The sequence below is a fragment of the Micromonospora sp. WMMD980 genome, from assembly GCF_029626035.1.
Lineage (GTDB): Bacteria > Actinomycetota > Actinomycetes > Mycobacteriales > Micromonosporaceae > Micromonospora.
Map to the genome: position 1 here is coordinate 5,859,444 of NZ_JARUBE010000003.1, position 23,979 is coordinate 5,883,422.

22 protein-coding genes are annotated in these 23,979 nt (G+C 74.3%); 12 read left to right on the plus strand and 10 right to left on the minus strand.

Annotation, left to right across the window (positions count from 1 at the left end; genetic code table 11):
* The first annotated feature begins 145 nt into the window (after positions 1-145).
* The 3 genes from dacB to tilS all read left to right on the plus strand — a co-directional run bounded on the left by dacB (position 146) and on the right by tilS (position 3,737).
* Entirely contained in the window at positions 146-1,567 is a 1,422-nt protein-coding gene (gene dacB, locus O7618_RS27650; protein ID WP_278110172.1) for a D-alanyl-D-alanine carboxypeptidase/D-alanyl-D-alanine-endopeptidase, read from the plus strand.
* A gap of 66 nt (positions 1,568-1,633) precedes the next feature.
* Positions 1,634-2,701 carry a zinc-dependent metalloprotease gene (locus O7618_RS27655; RefSeq protein WP_278109073.1) on the plus strand — a complete coding sequence of 356 codons (1,068 nt, stop codon included), beginning with the start codon at positions 1,634-1,636 and terminating at the stop codon, positions 2,699-2,701.
* A 70-nt stretch (positions 2,702-2,771) separates the two neighbouring features.
* Positions 2,772-3,737: a tRNA lysidine(34) synthetase TilS gene (gene tilS, locus O7618_RS27660; protein ID WP_278109074.1), complete on the plus strand. Its 966-nt coding sequence runs from the start codon at positions 2,772-2,774 to the stop codon at positions 3,735-3,737.
* 50 nt (positions 3,738-3,787) lie between these two features.
* Here tilS and O7618_RS27665 read toward each other — a convergent pair whose 3' ends face one another.
* Positions 3,788-4,774 (minus strand): helix-turn-helix domain-containing protein, encoded by a 987-nt coding sequence (locus tag O7618_RS27665; RefSeq protein ID WP_278109075.1) that lies wholly within the window; start codon positions 4,772-4,774, stop codon positions 3,788-3,790.
* 150 nt (positions 4,775-4,924) lie between these two features.
* On the opposite strand from O7618_RS27665, the gene O7618_RS27670 reads away from it, so the two are divergent.
* The 4 genes from O7618_RS27670 to folE all read left to right on the plus strand — a co-directional run bounded on the left by O7618_RS27670 (position 4,925) and on the right by folE (position 8,823).
* A complete protein-coding gene (locus O7618_RS27670; RefSeq protein ID WP_278109077.1) occupies positions 4,925-5,062 on the plus strand; it encodes a hypothetical protein in 138 nt (45 codons plus the stop codon).
* Positions 5,063-5,161: 99 nt separating this feature from the next.
* Positions 5,162-5,737 carry a hypoxanthine phosphoribosyltransferase gene (gene hpt, locus O7618_RS27675; protein WP_091070183.1) on the plus strand — a complete coding sequence of 192 codons (576 nt, stop codon included), beginning with the start codon at positions 5,162-5,164 and terminating at the stop codon, positions 5,735-5,737.
* A 378-nt stretch (positions 5,738-6,115) separates the two neighbouring features.
* Entirely contained in the window at positions 6,116-8,122 is a 2,007-nt protein-coding gene (gene ftsH / locus O7618_RS27680) for an ATP-dependent zinc metalloprotease FtsH (protein ID WP_278109079.1), read from the plus strand.
* 83 nt (positions 8,123-8,205) lie between these two features.
* Positions 8,206-8,823: a GTP cyclohydrolase I FolE gene (gene folE, locus O7618_RS27685; protein WP_278109080.1), complete on the plus strand. Its 618-nt coding sequence runs from the start codon at positions 8,206-8,208 to the stop codon at positions 8,821-8,823.
* A gap of 66 nt (positions 8,824-8,889) precedes the next feature.
* Here folE and O7618_RS27690 read toward each other — a convergent pair whose 3' ends face one another.
* Positions 8,890-9,591 carry a hypothetical protein gene (locus tag O7618_RS27690; RefSeq protein WP_278109081.1) on the minus strand — a complete coding sequence of 234 codons (702 nt, stop codon included), beginning with the start codon at positions 9,589-9,591 and terminating at the stop codon, positions 8,890-8,892.
* A complete protein-coding gene (locus O7618_RS27695) occupies positions 9,588-12,116 on the minus strand; it encodes an FtsK/SpoIIIE domain-containing protein (protein ID WP_278109082.1) in 2,529 nt (842 codons plus the stop codon). The genes O7618_RS27690 and O7618_RS27695 overlap by 4 nt, the downstream gene beginning before the upstream one ends.
* A gap of 214 nt (positions 12,117-12,330) precedes the next feature.
* Here O7618_RS27695 and O7618_RS27700 point away from each other — a divergent pair, with 214 nt between their 5' ends.
* Entirely contained in the window at positions 12,331-12,888 is a 558-nt protein-coding gene (locus O7618_RS27700) for a hypothetical protein (protein WP_278110173.1), read from the plus strand.
* Between the two features lie 7 nt (positions 12,889-12,895).
* Here O7618_RS27700 and O7618_RS27705 read toward each other — a convergent pair whose 3' ends face one another.
* The 7 genes from O7618_RS27705 to O7618_RS27735 are packed head-to-tail and all read right to left on the minus strand — an operon-like array spanning position 12,896 to position 21,301.
* A complete protein-coding gene (locus O7618_RS27705) occupies positions 12,896-13,495 on the minus strand; it encodes a hypothetical protein (protein WP_278109083.1) in 600 nt (199 codons plus the stop codon).
* Positions 13,496-13,505: 10 nt separating this feature from the next.
* Positions 13,506-14,681 carry a M23 family metallopeptidase gene (locus O7618_RS27710; protein WP_278109084.1) on the minus strand — a complete coding sequence of 392 codons (1,176 nt, stop codon included), beginning with the start codon at positions 14,679-14,681 and terminating at the stop codon, positions 13,506-13,508.
* Positions 14,678-15,238 (minus strand): hypothetical protein, encoded by a 561-nt coding sequence (locus tag O7618_RS27715; protein WP_278109085.1) that lies wholly within the window; start codon positions 15,236-15,238, stop codon positions 14,678-14,680. Before O7618_RS27715 ends, O7618_RS27710 begins: the two co-directional genes overlap by 4 nt.
* Positions 15,235-17,175, minus strand: coding sequence for an MFS transporter (locus O7618_RS27720; RefSeq protein ID WP_278109086.1), 1,941 nt, complete (start codon positions 17,173-17,175; stop codon positions 15,235-15,237). Before O7618_RS27720 ends, O7618_RS27715 begins: the two co-directional genes overlap by 4 nt.
* A 1-nt stretch (position 17,176) precedes the next feature.
* Positions 17,177-20,560, minus strand: coding sequence for an ATP-binding protein (locus tag O7618_RS27725; RefSeq protein WP_278109087.1), 3,384 nt, complete (start codon positions 20,558-20,560; stop codon positions 17,177-17,179).
* A gap of 49 nt (positions 20,561-20,609) precedes the next feature.
* Positions 20,610-20,972 carry a hypothetical protein gene (locus tag O7618_RS27730; RefSeq protein ID WP_089157613.1) on the minus strand — a complete coding sequence of 121 codons (363 nt, stop codon included), beginning with the start codon at positions 20,970-20,972 and terminating at the stop codon, positions 20,610-20,612.
* Positions 20,973-20,986: 14 nt separating this feature from the next.
* Positions 20,987-21,301 (minus strand): hypothetical protein, encoded by a 315-nt coding sequence (locus tag O7618_RS27735; RefSeq protein WP_091070155.1) that lies wholly within the window; start codon positions 21,299-21,301, stop codon positions 20,987-20,989.
* Positions 21,302-21,661: 360 nt separating this feature from the next.
* On the opposite strand from O7618_RS27735, the gene folP reads away from it, so the two are divergent.
* Genes folP through O7618_RS27755 form a run of 4 tightly spaced genes read left to right on the plus strand, consistent with a single transcriptional unit; the run spans position 21,662 to position 23,944 of the window.
* Positions 21,662-22,537, plus strand: coding sequence for a dihydropteroate synthase (gene folP / locus O7618_RS27740; protein ID WP_278109088.1), 876 nt, complete (start codon positions 21,662-21,664; stop codon positions 22,535-22,537).
* Complete coding sequence (gene folB / locus O7618_RS27745; RefSeq protein WP_278109089.1) at positions 22,534-22,893, plus strand: dihydroneopterin aldolase; 360 nt, start codon at positions 22,534-22,536, stop codon at positions 22,891-22,893. Before folP ends, folB begins: the two co-directional genes overlap by 4 nt.
* Positions 22,890-23,417 carry a 2-amino-4-hydroxy-6-hydroxymethyldihydropteridine diphosphokinase gene (gene folK / locus O7618_RS27750; protein WP_278109090.1) on the plus strand — a complete coding sequence of 176 codons (528 nt, stop codon included), beginning with the start codon at positions 22,890-22,892 and terminating at the stop codon, positions 23,415-23,417. Before folB ends, folK begins: the two co-directional genes overlap by 4 nt.
* A 38-nt stretch (positions 23,418-23,455) precedes the next feature.
* Positions 23,456-23,944 (plus strand): DUF3180 domain-containing protein, encoded by a 489-nt coding sequence (locus O7618_RS27755; RefSeq protein ID WP_278110175.1) that lies wholly within the window; start codon positions 23,456-23,458, stop codon positions 23,942-23,944.
* The last annotated feature ends 35 nt before the right edge of the window (positions 23,945-23,979 follow it).

Genomic DNA, 23,979 nt, shown 5'->3' on the forward strand with positions numbered 1-23,979 from the left:
ATCGGCCCGCGTCGGCCGCCCTGACGACCGGGCGCGCCCCGGGAACTGGCCGGCCCCGATCCCGGTGAGCCCGCCCGTCCCGCCGGTCGGAACGGCCCCACCGCCGCCCCCCGCACCGGCCGCCGGTCCGCGCCGCCGGGCCCGGCTGGTCGCGGTGCTCGCCACGGTGCTGGTGCTCGTCCTCGCCACGGCCGGGCTGGCCGTGCTCCGGCCTGGCCCGGTCGCCGGTTGGCTGGGCGGCGGGGCCACCCCGTCCGGCGCGGCCGCCGCGCCGCCCGAGCCCGACCCGCCGGCGGTGCTCGCCGGTCCGGACGCGAACGCGCCGCTGCCCTCCGGGGCCGGCATCCGCGCCGTCCTGGATCCGTTGGTGCGCGCCGCCGCGCTCGGCGACCGGGTGAACGTGTCGGTGGCGGACGTGACCACCGGCCAGGCGCTCTACGGCAGCGGACCGGACACGCCGACCGTGCCCGCCTCGGTGACCAAGCTGGCCACCGCCGTCGCGGTGCTCTCCGCACGCGGCCCGGCCCACCGGATCCCCACCCGGGCGGTGGCCGGCGCCAACCCGGGCGAGGTGGTCCTGGTCGGCGGCGGTGACCCGACCCTCGCGGTGGACCGGAAGAACGCCTTCTACCCGGGCGCGGCCCGGCTGGACGATCTTGCCGGTCAGGTGCGCGCCGCGCTTGGCGGCACCGCCCCGACCAAGGTGATCGTCGACTCGTCGCTGTTCAGCGGCCCGGTCTTCGAGCCCGGCTGGGACGCGGACATCCCCACCGGCGGGTTCGGCGCGGCGATCACGGCCCTGATGACCGACGGCGCCCGGAAGGACCCCGCGCAGGCCCGGCGCACCGCCGAGGAGACCAACCACGCCGCCGACCGGGTGCCCCAGCCGGACCTGACCGCCGGCCGGCAGTTCGCGAAGCTGCTCGGGCTCGCCGGGAGCGCCGCGCAGGTGACGCGGGGGACCGCGCCGGCCGCCGGAGCGGCGGGCCAGCCCGGCGCCGAGCTGGGCACTGTCGAGTCGCTGCCGGTGATCCGGCAGGTCGACATCATGATCAGCGACAGCGACAACGTGATCGCCGAGGCGATGGCCCGTCAGGTGGCGCTGGCCAAGGGCAAGCCCGGTTCCTTCGTCGGGGGCGCGGCGGCGACCGACGAGGTGCTCGGCGGGCTGGGGCTGCCGGCCGGTGAGATCAGCCTGGCCGACGGCAGTGGCCTGTCCCGCACCAACCGGATCAGCCCGTCGCTGCTCACCGACCTGATCACGCTCGCCGGGAACGGGAGTCACCCGGAGCTGGCCGCGATCTTCGGCGGCCTGCCGGTGGGCGGCTGGTCCGGCACGCTGGACGAGCGCTACCGGGCGGACGCCACCCGGACCGGGGCCGGCGTGGTACGCGCCAAGACCGGCACGCTGAGCGGGGTGAACGCCATCGCCGGGACGGTGACCACCGCGGACGGCCGGCTGCTCACGTTCGCCGTGCTCACCGACCGGACGCAGGGCTCGCTCGACGAGACCCGGCAGGCGCTCGACCGGATCACGTCCGCGCTGGCCGGCTGCGGCTGCCGCTGACCGACGGGCGTCGATCGGCCGGCGCGAGCCCGGGTGGGGGTGTCGCGGCGCGGGTACGGTGGGTTCATGGCGCAGTTCGTGGACTGGGATCTGGCCGCCGCCACCGCGGGGGCGCTGAGCAAGTCGGGCCCCCGGGTGTCGTACACCGAGGCCACCGACGTGGTCGGCGACCTGCGCCGGCTGACCGAGGAGGCCGCCGGTCACGTGGCCGACCACACCGGCCTGCGGGCCCAGGTGGCGCACCCGCCGGTGCGCGTGGTCGACCGCCGGGACTGGGCGGCGGCCAACATCGCCGGGCTGCGTGAGGTGATCACCCCGCTGGTCGAGCGGCTCTCCGGCGACAAGCGGCCGGGCGCGCTCACCGAGGCGATCGGCTCCCGGCTCACCGGCGTGCAGGCCGGCACCGTGCTGGCCTACCTGTCCGGCCGGGTGCTCGGCCAGTACGAGGTCTTCGCCGGCGACCCCGGCCAACTGCTGCTGGTGGCCCCGAACATCGTCGAGGTGGAGCGGAAGCTCGGCGCCGACCCGCGTGACTTCCGGCTGTGGGTCTGCCTGCACGAGGTGACCCACCGGACCCAGTTCACCGCCGTGCCGTGGATGCGCGCCTACTTCCTCGGCGAGGTGCAGGCGTTCGTCGACGCCTCGCAGGGCGGTGAGCACCTGCTGGAGCGCCTGCGTCGCGGCGTGGCCACGCTCTCCGACGCGGTCAAGGACCCGGAGAGCCGCGCCAGCGTGCTCGACATCGTGCAGACCCCGGCACAGCGCGCCGTGCTGGACCGGCTGACCGCGCTGATGACGCTGCTGGAGGGGCACGCCGAGTTCGTGATGGACGGCGTCGGTCCGGCGGTCATCCCCAGCGTCGAGTCGATCCGGGCGGCGTTCAACCGCCGCCGGGAGTCCGGCAACCCGCTGGAGAAGGCGATCCGGCGGCTGCTCGGCGTCGAGGTCAAGATGCGCCAGTACGCCGAGGGGCGCAAGTTCGTGCACGGCGTGGTGGAGCGGGTCGGCATGGCCGGCTTCAACAAGATCTTCTCGTCCCCGCTCACCCTGCCCCGGCTCGACGAGCTGGGCGACCCGGAGGCCTGGGTGTCCCGGGTGCACGGGCCCGCCGGTGCCACCCCGACCGCCGGCTGAACCGGCCGCGCCGGCTGCGGCGGGCCCGCCGACGTCGGTCACGCCGGCGCCGGCGCCGGCCGTCGCCGCCGTGCGGCTCGCCGTGCGCCGGCTGCTGGCCGGGCTGCCCGCGGCCGGACCCGTGCTGGTGGCCTGCTCCGGCGGCCCCGACTCGCTGGCGTTGGCCGCGGCCACCGCCTTCGTGGCGCCACGGCTCGGCCGCCCGGCCGGCCTGCTGACCGTCGACCACGGCCTGCAACCGGGCTCGGCCGAGCGGGCCGAGGCGGTCGCCGGCTGGGCCCGTACTGCCGGGTTCGACCCGGTCGAGGTGCTTCCGGTGCGGGTGGCGGGCCGCTCCGGCGGCCCGGAGGCGGCCGCCCGGACGGCCCGCTACGAGGCGTTGGTCGCGGCGGCCCGGCGCCACCACGCGGCCGGGGTGCTGCTCGGCCACACCCGCGACGACCAGGCCGAGACCGTGCTGCTCGCGCTGGCGCGCGGCGCGGGCCCGCGCGGGTTGTCCGGGATGCCGGAGCGGCGGGACCTGGACGGGGTGCCGCTGCTGCGTCCGCTGCTCGACGTGGCGCGGTCCGACACCCGGGCGGCCTGCGCCGCGCTCGCGCTGGCGCCGTGGACCGACCCGCACAACACCGACCCGGCGTACGCCCGGGCCCGGGTCCGGGCCGAGGCGCTGCCGGCGCTCGTCGACGCGCTCGGGCCGGGGGTGGTGGCGAACCTGGCCCGGACCGCCCGCCTGCTCGCCGCCGACGTGGCCGCGCTGGACGCGCTGGCCGCCGCCGCGCTCGACGAGGTCCGGGCCGCCGGCGGCGGGCTCTCGGTGGACGGGCTGGCCGGGTTGCCGGACGCGGTCCGTACCCGGGTGCTGCACGCCTGGGCGCGGGAGGTGGGTGCCGCGCCCGCCGACCTGTCCCACCGCCACGTGGCGGCGCTCGACGCCCTGGTCACCGACTGGCGCGGGCAGGGCCCGACGCACCTGCCCGGCGGCCTGCCGGTACGCCGCCACTCGGGTCGCCTGGTGCAAGGCGGGGATCCCGCTTGACGCCTCCGGTATAGGCGGGGGCCCCGCTCTGCGCTCTTCCCGGGCGCCGGTCAGGCGTCGGCGCGCTCCCGGAACGTGGTCCGGTAGGCGTGCGGCGTGGTGCCGACCCGGCGGGTGAAGTGGTGCCGCAGCGCCGCCGCGTCACCGAAGCCGGCCCGGTCGGCGACGCTCTCCACGCTGAGCGGGGTGTCCTCCAGCAGCCGCCGGGCGAGCAGCACCCGCTGGTTGGTCAGCCAGGCGTGCGGCGTGGTGCCGGTCTCGGCGCGGAACCGGCGGGCGAAGGTGCGCGGGGCCATCCGGGCCCGGGCGGCCAGCTCGTCCACGGTGACGCCGCGGTCCAGGTGGCCCATCAGCCACTCCAGCACCGGTTCGAGGGTGAGCGCCTCCGGCGCGGTCGGGATGGGCGCCTCGACGTACTGGGCCTGGCCGCCGTCGCGGTGCGGCGGGACCACCATCCGTCGGGCCAGCCGGGTGGCCACGGCCGAGCCGTGCTCCTGGCGGACCAGGTGCAGGCAGGCGTCGATCCCGGCGGCGGTGCCGGCGCTGGTCAGCAGCCGGCCGTCCGGCACGTAGAGCGAGTTGCACCGGACCCGGGCCCGGGGGTTGCGGCGCTGCAGCTCGTCGCCGTAGAGCCAGTGGGTGGTGCACTCCCGGTCGTCGAGCAGACCGGCCGCGCCGAGCACGAACGCGCCGGAGCAGACGCTCAGCACGTACGCGCCGCGCGCCGCGGCCCGTCGCAGCGCCGCCAGCACCTCGGCCGGGATCGCGTCCATGTCCTCGTCGCCGGGCACGGTGACGCCGCTGAAGTGCGCGGGCACCGCGACGAGGTCGGCCTTCTCGAGCGGCGCCAGGTCGGCGTGCGGCTGGAGGTGGAAGCCGGAGGAGGTGCGCACCGCGCGGCCCCCGGGCGTGCAGACCTGGAACTGGTAGGCGGGGAAGCCGTCGTCGGTGCGGTCGGTGCCGAAGACCTCCGCGAACACGCCCAGCTCGAACGTGGCCACCCGGTCCATCGCGAGGACGGCGACGGTACGCAGCATGTGACGAGGGTAACCCCAGTGGTGGCAGGAAATCGATGATCGCGGTCATTCCTGCCACTGTCCGCAGCGGACGGCGGGCCGCAGGCTTGGGGGTGTCCGGTGCGCACCGGCGGCGAAAACAGTCTCAACCATGTGAAAGCGAGCGCCGCCATGACCGTTCTGCTGCTCCTGCTCTTCCTGCTCCTGCTCGTCGGGGCCAGTGCCCTCGGGCTCACCGCCGACACCCGCGACTCGGCCGACTGGAAGCCGACCGAGGACGGGCGGCGCTGGCGCTCCCGTACCTGCTGAGGTGATTTGTTTCGTTCGCGCCGAAAATTCCCGGCGGGACCGCGCCAAAAGGGGCGGCCCCGCCGACGGAGGCCATCCGGCGTACGGCAGGCTAGGAGCATGGCTGACGGCTCCTGGTACGACGCCGATATCGATCACGTGATCATCTCTGAGGCGCAGATCCGCGAGAAGACGGCGGAGCTGGCCAAGCAGGTCTCGGCGGACTACGCGCACGTCGAGGACGGCCTCCTGCTCGTCTGCGTGCTCAAGGGCGCGGTCATGTTCATGGCCGACTTCGCCCGCGCGCTGGGCCGCCAGGGCCCGCCCGCCGAGTTGGAGTTCATGGCCGTCTCGTCGTACGGCCAGGGCACCACCTCCTCCGGCGTGGTGCGCATCCTCAAGGACCTGGACCGCGACATCGCCGGCCGGCACGTGGTGGTCGTCGAGGACATCGTCGACTCCGGCCTGACCCTCTCCTGGCTGCTGCGCTACCTCGAGTCCCGCTCCGCGGCCAGCGTCGAGGTGGTTGCCCTGTTCCGCAAGCCGGACGCGGTCAAGGTGCAGGTTCCGGTGAAGTACGTCGGCTTCGACATCCCGACCGAGTTCGTCGTCGGCTACGGCCTCGACTTCGGCGAGCGCTACCGCGAGCTGCCCTACGTCGGGGTGCTCAAGCCCGAGGTCTACGCGCGCGCCTGAGCGCCGGCGGGCCGCTCGTCAGCGGACGTTCAGCGGGCTCTCAGTCTTTCGGTCTACGGTAGGGGCCGGTGACGTGGAGGCACCCTCCACGCCCGACCCCTCGAGCCGCAAGACCGTGCGGCATGGGCGGGTCGGGTGCGGAGCTCCCCGCCACGCCGGCTCGAACCCTGGTTCGCCGTACGCGTAAGTGCCGGGCTCGCAAGCTCACACCTCGCCCATACGGTGTACCGTCGAATGACCGTGGTGCGGCAGTTCGCGCGCCCCGGGGGTCGGGCCGGCCCGCACGGCGGCTCCGGCCGCCGCCCGAGGCGGCGACACCATTCAGACGGTCAGGACGTCGATCAGGAGGATGCGGGCGCCTCGGTGCCCGACGACAGCATGGAACGTACGCGTTTCTTCCGCCGACCGGTGGTCTGGATCATCCTGGTCATCCTCGGCGCCGTTGTGCTCAGTCAACTGTTCACCGCTGGTCCCAGCTACCACCGGGTGGACACATCCGTTGCGCTCGACCAGCTCAATTCCGGTGGCATCGAGAAGGTCGTCTTCCAGGACAAGGAGCAGACGCTCCAGCTCGACCTGAAGGACAAGGCCAAGTTCGACGACACCACCACCGACAAGATCGAGGCGCAGTTCCCGTACGAGGTCGGCGGCCAGGTCTGGAACCAGGTCCGCGAGGCCGAGGCGGCGGACCGGATCACCGGTGCGGTCGACACCAAGGTGTCGTCGGACAGCATCTGGGTCAGCCTGCTGGTCAACCTCCTTCCCATCGCGCTGCTCGTGCTCCTGCTGCTGTTCTTCATGTCGCAGATGCAGGGCGGCGGCTCGCGGGTGCTCAACTTCGGCAAGTCCAAGGCGAAGATGATCACCAAGGACACGCCGAAGACCACCTTCGCGGACGTGGCCGGGGCGGAGGAGGCCGTCGAGGAACTGCACGAGATCAAGGACTTCCTGCAGAACCCGGCGAAATACCAGGCCCTGGGCGCCAAGATCCCGAAGGGCGTGCTGCTCTTCGGCCCGCCCGGCACCGGTAAGACGCTGCTGGCGCGGGCCGTGGCCGGCGAGGCCGGGGTGCCGTTCTACTCCATCTCCGGCTCCGACTTCGTCGAGATGTTCGTCGGTGTCGGTGCCAGCCGGGTCCGTGACCTGTTCGAGCAGGCCAAGTCGAACGCCCCGGCGATCGTCTTCGTCGATGAGATCGACGCGGTCGGCCGGCACCGGGGCGCCGGCATGGGTGGCGGCCACGACGAGCGGGAGCAGACCCTCAACCAGCTCCTCGTCGAGATGGACGGCTTCGACACCAAGGGTGGCGTCATCCTGATCGCCGCCACCAACCGGCCGGACATCCTCGACCCGGCGCTGCTGCGTCCGGGCCGGTTCGACCGGCAGATCCCGGTCGACGCCCCCGACATGGAGGGCCGCAAGGCCATCCTGCGGGTGCACGCCAAGGGCAAGCCGTTCACGCCCGACGTCGACCTCGACGCGGTCGCCCGGCGTACCCCGGGCTTCTCCGGTGCCGACCTGGCCAACGTGATCAACGAGTCCGCGCTGCTCACCGCGCGTAAGGAGCAGCGGGCGATCACCAACGACTCGCTCGAAGAGTCGATCGACCGGGTGATCGCCGGCCCGCAGCGCCGCACCCGGGTGATGAGCGACCAGGAAAAGAAGATCACCGCCTACCACGAGGGCGGGCACGCGCTGGTCGCCTGGGCGCTGCCGCACGCCGCACCGGTGCACAAGGTGACGATCCTGTCCCGCGGCCGGTCGCTGGGGCACACGCTGGTCCTCCCCACCGAGGACAAGTACACCCAGACCCGGGCCGAGATGATCGACACCCTGGCGTACGCGCTGGGCGGCCGGGCGGCCGAGGAACTGGTGTTCCACGAGCCGACCACCGGCGCCGGCAACGACATCGAGAAGGCCACCCAACTGGCCCGCGCGATGATCACCCAGTACGGCATGAGTTCCAAGCTCGGCGCGATCAAGTACGGCACCAGCGGCGACGAGCCGTTCCTCGGCCGCAACATGGGTCACGAGCGGGACTACTCCGACTCGGTGGCCGCCGAGATCGACAGCGAGATGCGCGCGCTGATCGAGCTGGCCCACGACGAGGCCTGGGAGATCCTGGTGGAATACCGGGACGTGCTGGACACCATGGTCCTGGAGCTGATGGAGAAGGAGACCCTCTCCACCGCCGACATGGCGCGGATCGCCGCCCGGGTGGTCAAGCGCCCGCCGATGGCCCCCTACCACGGCTTCGGCAAGCGCCAGCCCTCCACCGAGCCGCCGGTGCTCACCCCGGCCGAGAAGGACGCGCTGCAGAAGCAGGCGACGGCCGACGGCATCTCGGTCGGCGGATCCAGCAACAACTCGGACGGTACGCACTGAGCAGCGACCCGACGGCCGGCTCCCCCCACCGGGAGCCGGCCGTTTCCGCGACCGAGCCCGACGGGGACGACGCCCTCGACTACGTGGCCGCGCGCCTGATCAGCGGCAAGCTGACCGGTGGCCCGGTCGAGGAGAGCGTCGACCTCGGCCGGATCGAGAAGGCCGTCCGGGAGATCCTCATCGCGGTCGGCGAGGACCCCGACCGCGACGGCCTCCAGCAGACCCCGGCCCGGGTCGCTCGCGCGTACGCCGAACTCTTCGCCGGCCTGCGCGTCGATCCGACGCAGGTGCTCCGCACCACCTTCGAGGCCAACCACGAGGAGTTGGTGCTCGTCCGGGACATCGACGTGATGAGCCTCTGTGAGCACCACCTGCTGCCGTTCCGGGGCAGCGCGCACATCGGCTACATCCCCGGCCCGGACGGCCGGATCACCGGCCTGTCCAAGCTGGCCCGGCTGGTCGAGGTGTTCGCCCGCCGGCCGCAGGTGCAGGAGCGGCTCACCTCGCAGATCGCCGACCTGCTGATGTCCAGCCTCGCCCCGCGCGGCGTCATCGTGGTGCTCGAGTGCGAGCACATGTGCATGGCCATGCGGGGCATCCAGAAGTCCGGCGCCAAGACCATCACCTCCGCGGTCCGCGGTGGCCTGCAGAACGACGCCAAGTCGCGCGCCGAGGCGATGGCCCTGATCATGCACCGCTGACCCGACGGCTCCCACGGCCGCGCGCTCCCCACCGGCGGAGGCGCGGCCGTCGCCGTCTCCGGACGGTCAGCCCGGCAGCACGGCCAGCAGCAGACCGGCGGCCGTGAGCACCGCCGGGACCAGGCACACCAGGGCGCCGAACCGGGGCGTCCGGTCCACCCGGTCGGTCGGGCGCGGGCGGAAGACCCGCCCCACCACGAGCCAGCCCAGCATGAACGCGACAGCCGGCAGCGGCAGCCCCACCAGCAGCGCCAGCACGGTCACCGGGCCCGGGCCGGCGACCGCGTAGAGGAGAAGTTGCAGCAGCGGCACCACGAGCGCCACCGGCCCGTACACCAGCAGGTTGCGTGGCCGGGACGGCCAGCGGGCCAGCCGGGGCAGGCCGCGCGCGGACAGCGTGTCGTCCGCCGCGTCGGCCCAGCCACGGGCCGCGCGCAGCGCCGCCAGCACGGCGGACGGCCCACCCGCCATCGACCGGGCCGCCTCGGTCACCTCCGGCGGCGTCGGGACCAGGGAGATCGCCGGCACCCCCAGATCGCGTAGCCGCGACTGCTGGGACGCCAACCGCTCGCGTACCCCGGTCAGCTCCTCACGGGCCGCCGCCACCGACCGGGCCTGCTCCCCGGCGGCGGTCGCCGCGGACCGGCGTACGCCGTCGAGCTGCCGCGCGGCCGCGACATATTCCGCCCAGGCCGACTCGGCGGGGTCCACCGCCACCGTCGGGTCGCCGACCCGCGGCCCCGGCACTGCCGTACCCGTCTCGCTCACCGGCTCGCCCCCTCGGCGCCGAACGGCACGAAGACCGTGCCCTGCTCCTCCGGGCCGTCCCACAGCACCGCGCGACCGGGGCGGGGCTGCCACCACACCGGACGGTCGAAGAGCCGCTCCAGCCGGCCCGCCGGCACGTCGGTGACCGCCACCGCGGTGAGCTTGTCCACCTCGCCCTCCGGGCCGAGCAGCCCGGCCAGCGGTGCCGGGCTCCGCCACCAGCCGAGCAGGTGCCGGCCGGCCGGCGGCCCCTCCAGCAGCAGCGACCGCAGCAGCTCCGGCGGCAGCTCGGTGGCATCCGGCACGTCCGCGCCGAACACCACCAGGTAACCCGGCTCACCCGACTCGACGGCCGCCCGCAACCCGGCCGCGTCGACCGTCTCCACCCGGTGCCGCCCGGCCAACTCGGCGGCGAGCGCACCGGCCGGCTCGGCCGACCCGTTCGCCAGCGGCGCGAGCACGAACCGCCCCGGCTCCGGCTGCGCCGCCGCCGCGCTGCGCACCGCGGTGACCAGCAGCCGTTCCGCTTCCTCGTTCCGGCCCAGCACGGCCAGGTTCCGCCCGGCGGCCGGGCCGAGCGGCACCGCCACCGTGCTGCGCCGGACGTCCACCGCACGGCCCAGCAGCGCGGCCGGCGCGTGGACCCGACCGGCCAACGCGGCCCGGTGCCGCGGATCGTTGGCGAGCAGCGGGCGGGCGTAACCGGCGAACACCACCGGCGGGACGGACCCCTCCGGCCGCGCCGACCAGAGCCGCCGCCGCAGCTCGGTGAGCACCTCCGGATCCCCGTACGGGTCCGGGAAACGGATCATCCGCTCGTGACCCCGGGTCGCGCCGCGCGGACCGCCCAGCCCACCGGCCGTGTTGACCACCGCGCTGCCCACCGGCAGGCCGGCCGCCGAGTCGTTCGCCGGCTCCAGCACCGCCGCGCCGCCGGGCAGCGCCACCCGCACCGGGAACTGCCCGAGCAGCGGATCGCGTGGGCCACCGATGCCCAGGTCGCCCTCGCCGGCCAGGACCAGATGGATCCCGTACGAGCGGGCGGCCCGGGCCAACGCGTCCAGCCGGGCCAGCAGGTCGCCGGCGAGCCGGTCCCGCTCGCGCAGCAGCAGCGGGAAGTTGTCGATCACGCAGACGATCCGGGGCAGTGACTGGTGCTGGCGCAACTCGGCGTAGCGCTGCCCGCCGGCCCGCCGGGACGCCTCCTCTCGGCGGCGCAACTCCGCCTCCAGCTCGCCGAACAGGTCCGCGACGTACTCCCGGTCGGCGGCCATCCCGGCGGCCCGGACCTGCGGCACCCAGGACCGGTCCCGCTCGGTCTGCAGGAACTCCACGAAGGACTCGCCGTCGCCCAGATCGGCCAGGTAGAGCGCCAGCTCGTCCGGACCGTACCGGGCGGCCAGCCCGAACAACGCGTCGGTGAGGAACGCCGACCGGCCGGCCTGCGACCGGCCGCTCACCAGCCAGTGCGGGGTCAGCTCGGTGAAGCCGAGACTCACCGGCCGCCCGGCCGCGTCACCCACGGTGGTGCTGAGCCCGTCGACCGAGCCGGCCGTCCACACCCCCTCCGACGGCAGCAGGTCGGCCAGGGCCAGCCGGGAACCGTCCTCGACCTGCCGGGCCAGCCGCCGGCACACCTCGGTCACCAACTCGGCCGGCGGGTCGTCGTCCACGAACACGGGCGAGTTCAATCCGCCCGGCGGCTCGGCGCCCGGACTGCTGAACCCGGCCCCGGGCGGATCCCCGACGAGCGCGTAGGCGGTGCGTACCGCGAGCGGGGTGGCCCGGGGCAGCGGATCGCCGGTCGGCCAGCCGGCGACGACCAGGTGCAGGCCGGCGCGCGGCCCCCGGTCGGCCAGGTCGGCGAGCCGCCCCCGGTCGGTCGAGGTCGCCCCGGCCGGGAGGGACGCCACCACGAGCAGCAGCGTGCGATCGTGGCCGCGCTGCCGGGCGGTCCCGGCGGCCACCCACTGCTCCGCCTCGGCCAGCACCGCATGCCACCCGGCCAGGTCGGTGGCGGGCGGCGGCAGCAGGCCCGCGTCGGCGAGCGCCGCGAAGCCGGCGAACGTGTCACCCTGGCCCCCGTCGACCGCCCGAGCCAGCAGCGCGCCCGCCGGCGTCGCCGCGAACAGGCGCAGCAGCAGCGCCCGGAGCAGGCCGGCCAGCCGCGGATCCGTGGCGTCGACGTCGACGCTCAGGTGGCCGCTGCCGAACAGCGGCACCAGCGCGGGGAACCGGGCGTCGTCCAAGGGTGCGGCGACGCCGACCCGGACCCGCGCCGGCGGGCCGTCGCCGGGCGGCGTGGCGGCCGTCAACGCCTCCAGCGGCGCGCCGGCCCAACCGGGGGCCACCCGCTCGGCCGCCGCCCGCAGGCGCTCGGCCAACTCGTACTGCCGGTGGTGGTCCGCGGGCGCGGGCCGGATCTCGTCGAGAATGCCGGCCGCCGCGGTCGCCGCGGCCTCGGCCCGCCGGTGCAGCGCGGCGGCCCGGCCGGCGCGTGCCTTCGGAGTCGCCACCGCGTCCACCTCTCTTCCCGAGGCCGACATCTTCCCCCCGAGCTGTGACGGTAACCCAGCCGGCAGCCGTCCATGGGGACGTCGGTCGGCGCGGTGATCTGCCCGGCGGTGAGCAGCCTCACCCGACCGCCGGCCGGCGACCGCCCGGCGGTTCGCCACGATCCGCCAGTTCTGAGGCATTGGGTACGCGGCGCGCAGCCGATAGCCTCAGGAGGTGGAATCAGTGCAGCCCCCCGCCGGTTCCCAGGTCTCCCGCGTACCGGCGCAGCGGACCCCACCGGAGCAGTTGGCGCCCCCCGCGCCCGCTCCGGCTCCGGTGCGGCCGAAGCGTCCGCTGCGCACCCTGCTCGCGATCGTCGCCGGGGTGTTGGCGTTGCTCTGCACGGGCGGCGCAGTGGCCGGGTTCGTCCTGTACGACCGAGCGACGGCACCGGACCGCAGCGCCCCGGACGTGGTGGTGGACAACTATCTCCGGGCATTCTTTGTGGATCGCAACGACACCAAGGCGGATGAGTACACCTGTGGTGGGCGGGCAGACGTGGACGGCCTGCGGGTGCTCCGGGACGACCTCGTCGCCAGGGAACAGCGGTTCGACGCGACGATCGCGGTGAGTTGGGGCCCGCTGACCGCCCAGGAGTCCGCCGATGTGGCGGTGGTCAACGTGGAGCTCATCATCTCCGCCTTCGTCGACGGCGTCTCGCAGGCCGACCGGCAGGGCTGGCGAATCGAGACGAAGCGCGAGGACGGCTGGGGTGTGTGCGCGGCTCAGCGTGCCGGCTGAAGCCTGCCTATTCCAGCCAGAGCAGGTGGACCGGCACCTCCAGCGTGGTGGGTGCCTGGCCGCGCCAGGCCCAGCGGTACCACTCCAGTTCAGGTGCAACCCGGACGCAGATGTCACCGTCGGCGCCGGAGTAGGTCTCGGTGACCGCGCGTAGGTCGCGTCGCTCCGCGCCGCCGTCCATGTGCACCACCCGCCGCCCGGTCACCGCGTCGGCCTCGAACACCGGCGTGGGCGGCCGGCGGCTCGGCGCGTCGAGCGAGACCAGCCGGATGCCCGATCCGGCGAGCGCCCGGGGCGGCCGTCGTTCGCCGACCGTCTCGACCCAGACGCGTTCCACCGGCACCAGCGGCGCGAACACCTCCACCTGCTCGGACTCGGCCCGGTACCACTCGTGTTCCGGAATCACCGGCACGTAGGTGCGGCTGCCCTGCACCACCCGCTCGTCGGCTCGCAGGTCGCTCCGCCAGCCCAGACCGGGCAGGCCGACCAACACGCGGCGACCGCGTAACTCGGCGCCGCCGACCGCGGGCACGACGTCGACCGGTCGGGGCGGCAGCGGGGCCCAGTCGGGCCGGTCCGCGAAGGGATCGGGGAGCGGGTCGCTCATCGGCGGGACCTCACTTGGTCTCGCCCAGGGGTGCGCCCCGTTCCCGCATGAACGGGACCGGGTTCTCGGCGCCGTTGCTCGACCGGTCGCTGTCGTGATGCACCTCGAAGTGCAGGTGCGGGCCGGAGGAGTTGCCGCTGGTGCCGGAGAGCCCGATCACCTCGCCGGCCGCGACCTCCTGACCCGGGCGGACCTTGGGCCGTTCGATCATGTGGCAGTAGCGGGTGATGAACCCGCCGGCGTGCAGGATGTCCACGAACCATCCACAGCCGCCCTTGTTCGGCCAGCCGTCCCGGTCGCAGTCCCGCCGACCGGAGTGGTCGGGGTCGCACCTGGACACCAGCACCCGCCCCGCCGACGCGGCGTGGATCGGGGTGCGCTTGCCGGCGGCCAGGTCGACGCCGTCGTGGCTCGGGCGGGCCTCGGTCCGGAAGCCGGACACCACGCCGCCGGGGAGCGGCGCGGTCCAGCCGGAGGCGGCGATCCGGGCCCCGGCCGCGGCGTCGCAGACGGCCTTGCCGGCGATCTCGACGGTCCGGGCCGCGCCTCCGGCCAGCGCGTCGACGATCCGGCCGGCCAACTCCTCATGCTTGGCGTACGCGTCGGGGAACGCGCTGACCTGCACCCGCTGGGCCACTACCGTGAGGGGTCGCCGCTCCCAGTTCGGCACCTTCACCATCTTCTGGTAGAACTTGCGGGCCGTGTAGGAGGGCGTCATCCGTTGCTCGACGCTGCCCCAGCCGGGCCGCTGCTGGAACAGACCCAGCGAGTCGTGGTCGGAGCCGACCCCCTCGTGCGGCAGGGCCAGCGACGCCGGCACCGTGCTGTTGGCCAGGTTGCGCAGCGCGGACTCCTGCATCGCGGTGGCCAGCGCGATCACCCAACCGCGGGCGGGCAACTTCATGTCCTGCCCGACCTTGATGATGACGGCGGCGTTGCGCAACTGGCCCTCGCCGTACTCGGCGAAGCGCGGCATGTCCCCGGTCAGGTTCACCTGGTAGCTGGGGTCGCAGCTCAGGCCGGCGAGCTTCGGGTCCTCCGGGTCGCCACCCAGCTCGGTGAGGAGGAACGCGCCGGCCCCGCCGACGCAGCAGAGCAGCGTGAGCACGGCGGTGACCGCGGTGGCCAGCACGCCGACGCGCAGCTTACGGCGGACCCGGGCGGCGGCGGCCGGCCCGGAGCTCACGACCGCTCCCAGTCGACCGCGTCCACCAGCCACGGACCGTCCGGGGCGACCAGGTCGAGCCGCAGCGTGCCACTGTCCAGCGGGATCGACGCCTCGACGAAGGACTCGGTGCGGGGTCGCAGCGTCGGCGGGCCGGTGGTGCGCCGCGCGGGCACCGTCTCCGGGTCGGCGCCGGTCATCTTCTCCACCAGCGCGGGGGTGCTCAGCGGGCGCAGCTTGGCCTGCCAGGCATCGCCGGTGCTGCCCGGGCCGGTCAGCCACGCGGTGGTGAACCGGGCGGCGACCTGCTCCGGCGTGGGCTCGCCCGGGCGGATCCGCGGGGCGACCGCGGCCGGCGGGCTGGACAGCATCCCGTCCTCACCGGCTTCCGGATCCACCGTGCTGATCGGCTGGGTGGGGCGGACCGCCACGCCGGTGCCCGGATCGCCGGGCCCGGAGACGAGCCGGGCCGCGCCGATCACCCCGAAGACCAGGACGGCGATCACCAGCGCGACGCCGAGCCGGGACCGGAGGACCCGGGTGAAGAGGAATTCCAGCGCCCGTCGCACCGGTGTCACCTGGCCTCGGAGCGGATCCGCGGCGTCGGCCGGGCAGCCGGTGTGCCGCGGTCGGCCGAGTCCGGCCGGTAGACCGCATAGGAGGGCGACTCCTCGGGCACGTCCGGCTCGGTCCAGGTGGACGGTGCCCGGCGCGGCCGGGGCGCGGCGGTGGGACGGCCGCCCCGACGCTCGGGCGCGGGCGCCTCGTCCGGGCGTTCCCGCCCGTCCGGCCGCTCCCGCTCCACGGTGGTGGCGGCGTGTGCCGGGTCCTCGTGCCGGGCCTCCGGGCGGAGGCTGCGCTGGTCGGCCACGACACCACGCCGCCGGCCGAGCGCCGGCTCGTTGGTGCCGCCGGGCTCGGCCACGTCCAGCCGGGCGGCCACCCGCATGTCCCTGAAGAACCGGCGGTGCCAGGAGCCGGCCGAGCTGACCGCCTCGCTGCTGTCCTTGCCCCCGAGCTGGGTGATCCGGCGGTAGGGCCGCAGCAGCAGCCACCCGACCACGCCGCAGAGCCAGACCAGCACCACCTGGAGCCAGCCGGGCAGCGTCGCCGTGTTCATGATCAGATCGACCGCGAAGAGATAGATGGCCGCGCCGGTGCCGAAGATGGCGATGTTGAACACGGCCGCCACCACGGCGTTGGCGAGCCGGCGGAGCCCGGCGCTGGCCGGGCGCATGAGCCCCACCGTGCCGAGGATCGGCGCGGCGATCACCGCCCACCGGAAGATCAGGAAGCCGAGCAGCACCAGCACCGACGCGGTGAGGTCGAACATGGCGAAGAGCAGCGAGGCCAGGACCGCGATGAAACCGGCACCGATCCGGTCCATGTCCTTGGTGCCCTGGAGATACTCGTACGCCTCCGGGTCCTCCGACTTGATCTGCTCGGCGACCCGGGCCCACTGCTGCTGCTTGGCCTTGATGGTGGCTTCGCGGGTGGCCGGGTTCTGGCGAAGCTTTTCCGCCTCCTCCCAGGTCAGTGATTTGGCGTCGTAGAGGGCCGGACCGTACTTCTTCGCGGTCTCGCTGTCCGCCGAACCGAGCACGCCGCGCAGCCAGTTGCGGTAGAGCATCGTCTCGGTGGCGGTGTCACTTGCCCGCACGGCGGGTGGGCGCTTGTCGACGCAGGCGCTCGGGTTGGGCAGGACACACTTGTCCGGCGGGATGTCCTTGGTGGCGGGGCCGACCGCGTCGTGCACGACGCCGAGTGTGGTGATCAGCGTGTTGTCGGCGATGTTCGCGGACTTCACCGGCCAGGCAGCCAACGCGGTCACCGCCACCATCACCAGGATGGCCCAGCCGGCCGTGGTCATCGCGTTGCTCATGTCGGACTGGCGGGAGCGCCACAGCAGGTAGAGACCGACCACGCAGATGGTGATGATGCCGAAGACGCTGAACACCTTCTGGTAGACCGCCTTGGTGGCCTGCTCCACCAGCGGGTCCGCCCAGCGCCACATGGTCCGCGGGTCCCACGCGCGTTCGCGCAGCGCGTTCGAGGCGCCGATCACCGCGTTGGCGAACATGAACTCGCCGTTCGCCACCATCGTGGTGAAGCGGTAGTCCGGGTGGAGCACCGACGAGGCGCAGCCGCCGTCCACGTCGTACGTGGTGTAGCTGTATCCGGCGTACCCGTAGTCGCTGTAGAGGCCCTTGGGGCCGGGCTGTTTGGCCGAGTCGGGCCGGGACGCGAACCAGCCGGCCAGGCCGGAGTCCGGCGCGCCGGGGACCGGGGCGTTGCGGCACTCGACCTGGTCCTCGCTGACCGCCTTGAGGCGGTCGACGCAGGCCCGGAAGTTGGTCTGCCACTCCTTGGTGCTGCACAGCTCCGCCCGCGCCTGCGCGGTCGGCCCGGCGGCCTGCGCCGGTGTGGCGCCGATCAGCGGCCAGGAGATGGTGGCTCCGGCGAGTACGCCGAGAGCGATGAGGAGCGCCGCGATCCGTGCCCGGGCCCTCGCCATGTCACGCCTCCAGATCAGCCAGCACGGTCGGCAGTTGCCCGGCGGCCTGGGCGACCGCCGCGGGGGTGGTGTCCAGGTGCTTCAGCAGCCCGTCGACGTACGACACGTCGACCCGGACCTTCTGCACGCGACCGTCGACGTCGCGCATGACGAACTCCCGGAACCCGAGCCGGTTCGCCGAGCCGCTGTCGGCCTGGGAGAGCGAGGCGAGTGTCGCCTCGTAGCCGTCGTCGACCGGCACCCGCAGCAGCCGCAGCGCCTCGGAGGCGATCTCGCTGTCCTCCGCGATGCGGCCGACGAAGACGGTGGAGACGAGGTTCTGCACGTCGAGGCCGAGGATGTCCTTCGGGTTCTGCGACGCGACGAGCGCGGCCAGGTTCCACTTGCGGGAGTCGCGGGCGAGCCGGACCAGGAACGACCGGCCGGAGCGCCAGCCCTCCATGAAGTGCGCCTCGTCGAGACCGACGAGCTTGCGGGAGGACATGGAGCCGCCGTAGCAGCGGCGGACCGCGAGCCGGTGCGCGGTGTGCAACATCGGCAGGGCGAGCGCCTCCTCGGCCGACCAGTACTCCCGCTCGATCTTGAGATCGGGTAGCCGGAGGCCGGCCATGGTGATCACGGTGAGCGCGGCGTCGGCGCCGAGCAGCCCCTCCGGCGGTCGGCCGAAGAAGAGCATGGCCAGCGGCATCTCGGCGGTGTCGAGCAGCAGGTTGGCCAGCTCGCGCCCGGCGTCGTCGTCGAGTCCCTGGAGGCAGGTGACCACGTCGTCCAGGGTGGACGTCTCCTCGGCCGGCACCTGGCGGACCGCGTGCCGGAACAGCGTCGCGGTGGACGCCTCGCGGGCGACCTGCGGCGGCACCAGCATCATGCAGATGTCCTGCACCAGCATGCGGCGTTCGGCGCGGGCGTTGGAGACGGCGATCTCGAACTCCCGGTCGCCGGCCGGCCCGGTGGTGAACTCGCTGCGCAGCGGCGTGGGGATCAGCGCGTAGGGCGCCAGCGTGCCCTGCTCGGAGCCGGTCAGGTTGAGCACCCGTGAGTAGGGCGCCAGCTCGGGCATGGCACAGAGCCGGGCCAGCGGGCCGGAGGGGTCGAGCAGCGTCACCTGCGCGCCGCGCCGCGCGGCCAGGTAGCCGAGCGCGCCGAGCAGGGTCGACTTGCCGCCGCCCGGCTCGGCGACGAAGACGGCGAGGCCGGAGCGCTCGCGGACCTCCATCGGGAAGTGCAGGTCGAGGAAGACCGGCCGGCGGCAGGTGCCGGCGGTGCGGCCGATCAGGTCGCCGCGCCGGTCACCGACCGTGCTCGCGGCCTGCGGCAGCGCGGCGGCGAGCAGGTTGACCGGCATCCGCCGGACGTAGCCGGTGTTGGCGATCGGCTCGCCGGGGATGAACTCGCGGGCCAGCCAGTCCTGGTTCTTCGGGTGCTGGAGCGAGATCCGCAGCTCGCGGGAGTAGAGCTGGATGAGCCGGCGCGCCCGTTCCAGGCATTCCTCCCGGGTGCGGCCACCGACCGCGATCCGGTGCCAGCCGTGCGCGCGGGCCGAGTCGACCGGCAGCCCGGTGGTCATCTCGTCGCCGATCACCAGCGCCCGCTTGGCCAGCCGTTCCAGCTCGGGCGGCGCGTCGATGCCGTGCTCGGCGTAGTCGAGCTGCTGGGAGCGGATCATCCGGAGCCGGTGTTCGAGGTTCCGGAAGGAGTCGTTGGGGCCGAGGATGTCGACCCGGGTGGACAACTCCATCGGCCACGGCAGCCGCTCGTGGAAGTGCAGCCAGGGCTCGTGCCGCTCGGGGATCTCCAGCGGCTCCATCCGGCCGACCGCGAGCACCGCCACGTGCCGTTCCTCGCCGGTCATCCGGTTGACCAGTTTGACCGTGGAGCCGTAGGGCGTGCGGTAGCGCTCCACCTGCTCGGTGAGGGCCAGCAGGTCGCCGCGTTCCCACCGGCCGTTGGTGATCGGCGAGAGCACGCCGGGTGGCGCCATGCAGAGCGCCACCGAGCGGTAGAGCAGCCACTCCAGTTCGGGCGCGCTGACCCGCCGGCCGCGCATGCCGAACGCGCCGAGCACCTCGTCGAACTGCTCGACGGTGCGGCCCAGCCGGCGTCGCTCACCGTCGGCGGTGCCCCGACCGAACGTGCGCAGCAGCCGCTCGGTGAGCGAGTCGCCCAGCGACCGGCGGGCGAACGTGACGCCGAGGTAGGTCTGCCCCTCGGCGTGGTTGACCGACATCAGGTGCCGCTGGGCGGCGACCAGGTGGTCGGCCCAGCCGATGGTGCCGGGCACGTCGGGCAGCGGGGCGGCGGTGAGCCCGTCGATGGTGCGGGCCCACTCGTCGGCCGGGAAGGGCCGGGTGGTGCGGCGCAGGTGCAGGCGGAAACCGGCCAGGCCGGCGTACTGCTCGGAGATCGCCGAGAGCAGCGCCTCGCGCTCCGCGTCGGGGCGGAACGCCCAGCGCACCTCGGGCAACCAATACCACGCGGTGACCGTGTTGGGGGTGAAGGTCAGGTGGCCGGCGATCTCGGTGATGGCCAGTTCGACCGACGGGTCGCGGTCGCCGAACTTGATCTTCGGGGCGCGGACCCGGACCGGCTTGGCGGGCTTGTCGCGGCGGCCGGCGGAGCGCTGCCGGGGCGGCGTCACCTCCCGGTGCGCGGGCCGGCCGATCTCTCGGGAGGGCGCGGTCGGCACCGGGTACGCGTCCACCGGCTCGGGCGCCGGCTCGCGCCGCTCGGTGCGGTGGGCGGCGCCGGGTGTCTCGGCGGGCGCCGGGAGGCCGGCGACCGGCTCGGCGGCCGGCTCCGGCTCGGCGGTGGGCCGGAGTGCCGGCAGTCGGTCGCCGGCCTGGAGCGGCACCCGGCCGCGGGTGGTGGGCGGCGGGTCGAGCGCGGGCGGCGGCGGGGGCGCGGCGATCGCGGGCTCCGGCCTGGGGCGGCCCACCGCCCGTACGCCCGGGGTCTGTTCGCGGGCCGGGGGCTCGGGATCGGCCGGCGGCGCCGCCTCGACCGGCACGACGGGCTGGTGCGGGATCGGCAGCGGGTCGCGGCCCACCCCCCGGCGGGGCGGCGCCACCACCGGATCCACCGGCGTGACCGGCGGGGCTGCGGGGCGGCGGACCCGGGGTGACGCGCCGCCGAACAGGTCGAGGAAGGGCGAGTCGATGTCGCCGTCGGGGCGTACCGGCTCGCGCGGTTCCGCCCCGCGCGCGGCGAGGGGGCGAGGTGGCTGGAAGACGCCGACCCGACCGTGCCCGGGGCTGGTGACGAGCGCCGGGTCCAGAACGACCTCGTCCACCTCCTCGACGTCCGGGTAGTCGAACGATCGCGCACGGTGACCGACTGGCCCGCCCGGGCGCCCGGCCGGGGAACCCGGCGTGGAAGAGCGACTCATGCGACCGCCTCACCCGCGTCGTTCGTCTGCACCGTCGGTGTACGCCCGGTCATGCCAGTTCCTCCCGGATCCTGATCCGGCTCGCGACGAGGCGCGGGTCCCGCAGCTCGGCGGCCGGCTCCCGGGTGCGTCGCCAGTCGGTCAGCGCGGTCCGGATGACCATGCGCGCCGGCCGGTCCGGGTCGACGTACCGGAAGATGAACGAGGTCGTCACGATGGCGAGCGAGATCTCCCAGGCGGGAAAGAGCTCGACCTGGAGCGTGAACAACCAGTGGATGAACACGTAGAGGGGTACGAGCAGCATGAACAGGCCGTACTGGGCGTACGGCAGGTGGACGGGAAGGGTGTAGCCGGGCGGGCCCAGGTAGACCAGGCGTGCCCGGTAGATGTCGTCGTCGGTGCGCAGCCGCATCGTCGCCCAACGCCCTACTCGAAGATGAGGTTGATCAGGTAGTCGCCGACGAAGAAGAGTGTGGCCGCGCCGGCGATGAACGCGAGCCCGATGATGGCGATGGCCGAGCTGGTCAGCACCTTGGAGATCTCACCCCGGCTGGCCCGGCCGATGAAGATCACGCCGAGCACGGCGAGCAGGATCGGCGCGACCTTGCTGGCGAAGAAGGTGACGACGTTGTCGGTGTCGATGCCCTTCGGGGCCGGCTCGGCGAGTGGAGTCGACGCCAGGGTGTGGAGCGCGTGGTCGACGGCGGTCGACGCCGTTGCCATGAGCTCGATGGCGATCACTGGAAACCTCCCCAAAGGTCGCGGCCGGCGGTGCCGCGGTGGTGCAGTCAAGGCAAGCCTGGCGGGATGGTGCTCGTCAGGAACAGCGCATTCGACGCTGAGTCCGTCACTCGCCACGCAGGGTGGTGAGTCCTGGGCGGATTCGTCCCGCTTCGGCCCTCCCTCCAGGCTTCGCCATCTCGATGCTGGGCAATTCCAAAGCGTACGGGCCGGCCACCTTTGCGACAAGCCGCGAAGAGTGGACCCGGAACGACCCAGACGTCCGATCGTACACCTGTTCCAATTCGCACGTCAGGGCCGTCGGATCCGGGGCTCGCCCGGTGGCCGGAAGCCCGGCCGGCGAACGGTACTGTCGGGTCCGTGACCGATCTGGTACGAGCGGACGCTCCGGTGGTGATGGGCGTCCTCAACGTCACCCCCGACTCCTTCTCCGACGGCGGCAGATACGCCGATCTGGACGCCGCCGTCGGACACGGGGTGCGACTCCGCGACGCCGGCGCGGACCTCGTCGACGTCGGTGGCGAGTCCACCCGGCCCGGCGCCGACCGGATCGACGCGGCGACCGAGACCGCCCGGGTGCTGCCGGTGGTCCGCGAGCTGAGCGCCGCCGGCATCCCGGTCAGCATCGACACCAGCCGGGCCCGGGTCGCCGAGGCGGTGCTCGCCGCCGGCGCGGTCGTGGTGAACGACGTGTCCGGCGGGCTCGCCGACCCCGACATGGCGCGGGTGGTCCGCGACGCCGGCTGCCCCTGGGTGCTCATGCACTGGCGCGGGCCCTCCCGGCGGATGCGCGACCTGGCCACCTACACCGACGTGGTGACCGACGTCCGGGCCGAGCTGGGGCAGCGGGTCGACGCGGCGCTCGCCGCCGGGGTCGCCGCCGACCGGATCATCGTCGACCCGGGGCTGGGCTTCGCCAAGACCGCGGCGCACAACTGGGAGCTCAGCGCCCGCCTGCCCGAGCTGGTCCACCTCGGCTTCCCGGTGCTGTTCGGCGCCAGCCGCAAGTCCTACCTGGGCCGGTTGCTCGCCGACCCGGCCGGCGAGCCCCGCCCCGCCGCCGGGCGGGAGGCCGCGACCGTCGCGACGAGCGTGCTGGCCGTGGCGGCCGGCGCCTGGGGGCTACGCGTGCACGACGTCCGCGCCACCGCCGACGCGCTCGCCGTCTGGCGGGCCACCGGCAGCCCGCGGGTGGCCGGCACGACGCGGGCCGCCCGCAGCGGAGGGGACCGATGACCGACCGGATCGAACTGACCGGCCTGCGCGCGCACGGCCGGCACGGCGTCTACGACTTCGAGCGGGCCCAGGGGCAGGAGTTCGTGGTCGACGCGGTGCTCGAACTCGACCTGGCCCCGGCCGCCCGCTCCGACGAGGTGACCGACACCGTGCACTACGGCGAGCTGGCCGAACGGCTGGTCGCGGTGGTCACCGGCGAGCCGGTGGACCTGATCGAGACGCTGGCCGACCGGCTGCTGGCGGTCTGCCTGGCCGAGCCGCGGGTCGCCGCCGCGACGGTGACCGTGCACAAGCCGGAGGCGCCGATCCCGCACGCGTTCCGGGACGTGGCCGTCACCATGCGGCGTACCCGGTGACCCGGGCCGTGCTGTCGATCGGCAGCAACCTCGGCGACCGCCTCGACCACCTGCGAACCGCGGTGGCCGCGCTCGGCGACCACGTGCTGCTGGTCTCCGGCGTCTACGAGACTCCGCCGTGGGGGGACGCGGAGCAGCCCGCGTACCTGAACGCGGCGGTGATGGTCGCGGACCCGGCGGCCGGGCCGGACGACTGGCTGGCCCGGGCCCGGGCCGCCGAGGCGGCGGCCGGGCGCACCCGCGACCCGGCCCGCCGGTACGGGCCGCGCACGCTGGACGTGGACGTGATCGCGGTCTGGGACGAGGCCGGGCAACCGGTGCTCGCCGACGACCCGGAGCTGACCCTGCCGCACCCGCGGGCCCACCTGCGCGCCTTCGTGCTGCGGCCCTGGATCGACATCGAGCCGCACGGCCGGCTGCCCGGGCACGGCTGGCTGACCGACCTGCTCAACGCCGAGCCGCTGGCCGGCGACGCCCTGGAACTGAGCCCGCGACCCGATCTGACGCTAGAGTCGGACGCATGAGTACGGCCCGGAACCCGCAGGACCCCGACCGCTTCCGGATGGGTCCGACCCGGGTCTCCACGCTCGTGGTGGCCGGTCTGGCCGCCGCGGCGGTGGCCTGGCTGCTGATCAGCGGCTTCTACTACGACTTCGCGCCGGACCTGCCCTGGCTGCCGGTGATCACGCTGGCCGGGCTGGCCGTGCTGGAGGGCTACGCGGCGGCGAACACCCGCGGCCGGATCGAGCGGCGGCCGGGCCGGGAGCCGGTGAACCCGCTGCTGGTCGCCCGTTTCGTGGTGCTCGCCAAGGCGTCCGCGCTGGCCGGGGCCATCTTCACCGGTTTCTACGCCGGGCTCACCGGCTGGTTGTTCGTGGAGCGGACCAACGCCGCCGTCGGCGACCGCCCGGCCGCGGTGGCCGGGCTGGTCGCCTCGCTGGCCCTGACCGTGGCCGCGCTCTGGTTGGAGCGCTCGTGCCGGGTGCCCGAGCAGGAGGACGACGAGGACCGGGAGCCGGGCGACCGGGAGACGCCGCGCGGGCGCCGCTGATCCGAGGGTTCCCCCACCCCCCGCCCGCAGGTACC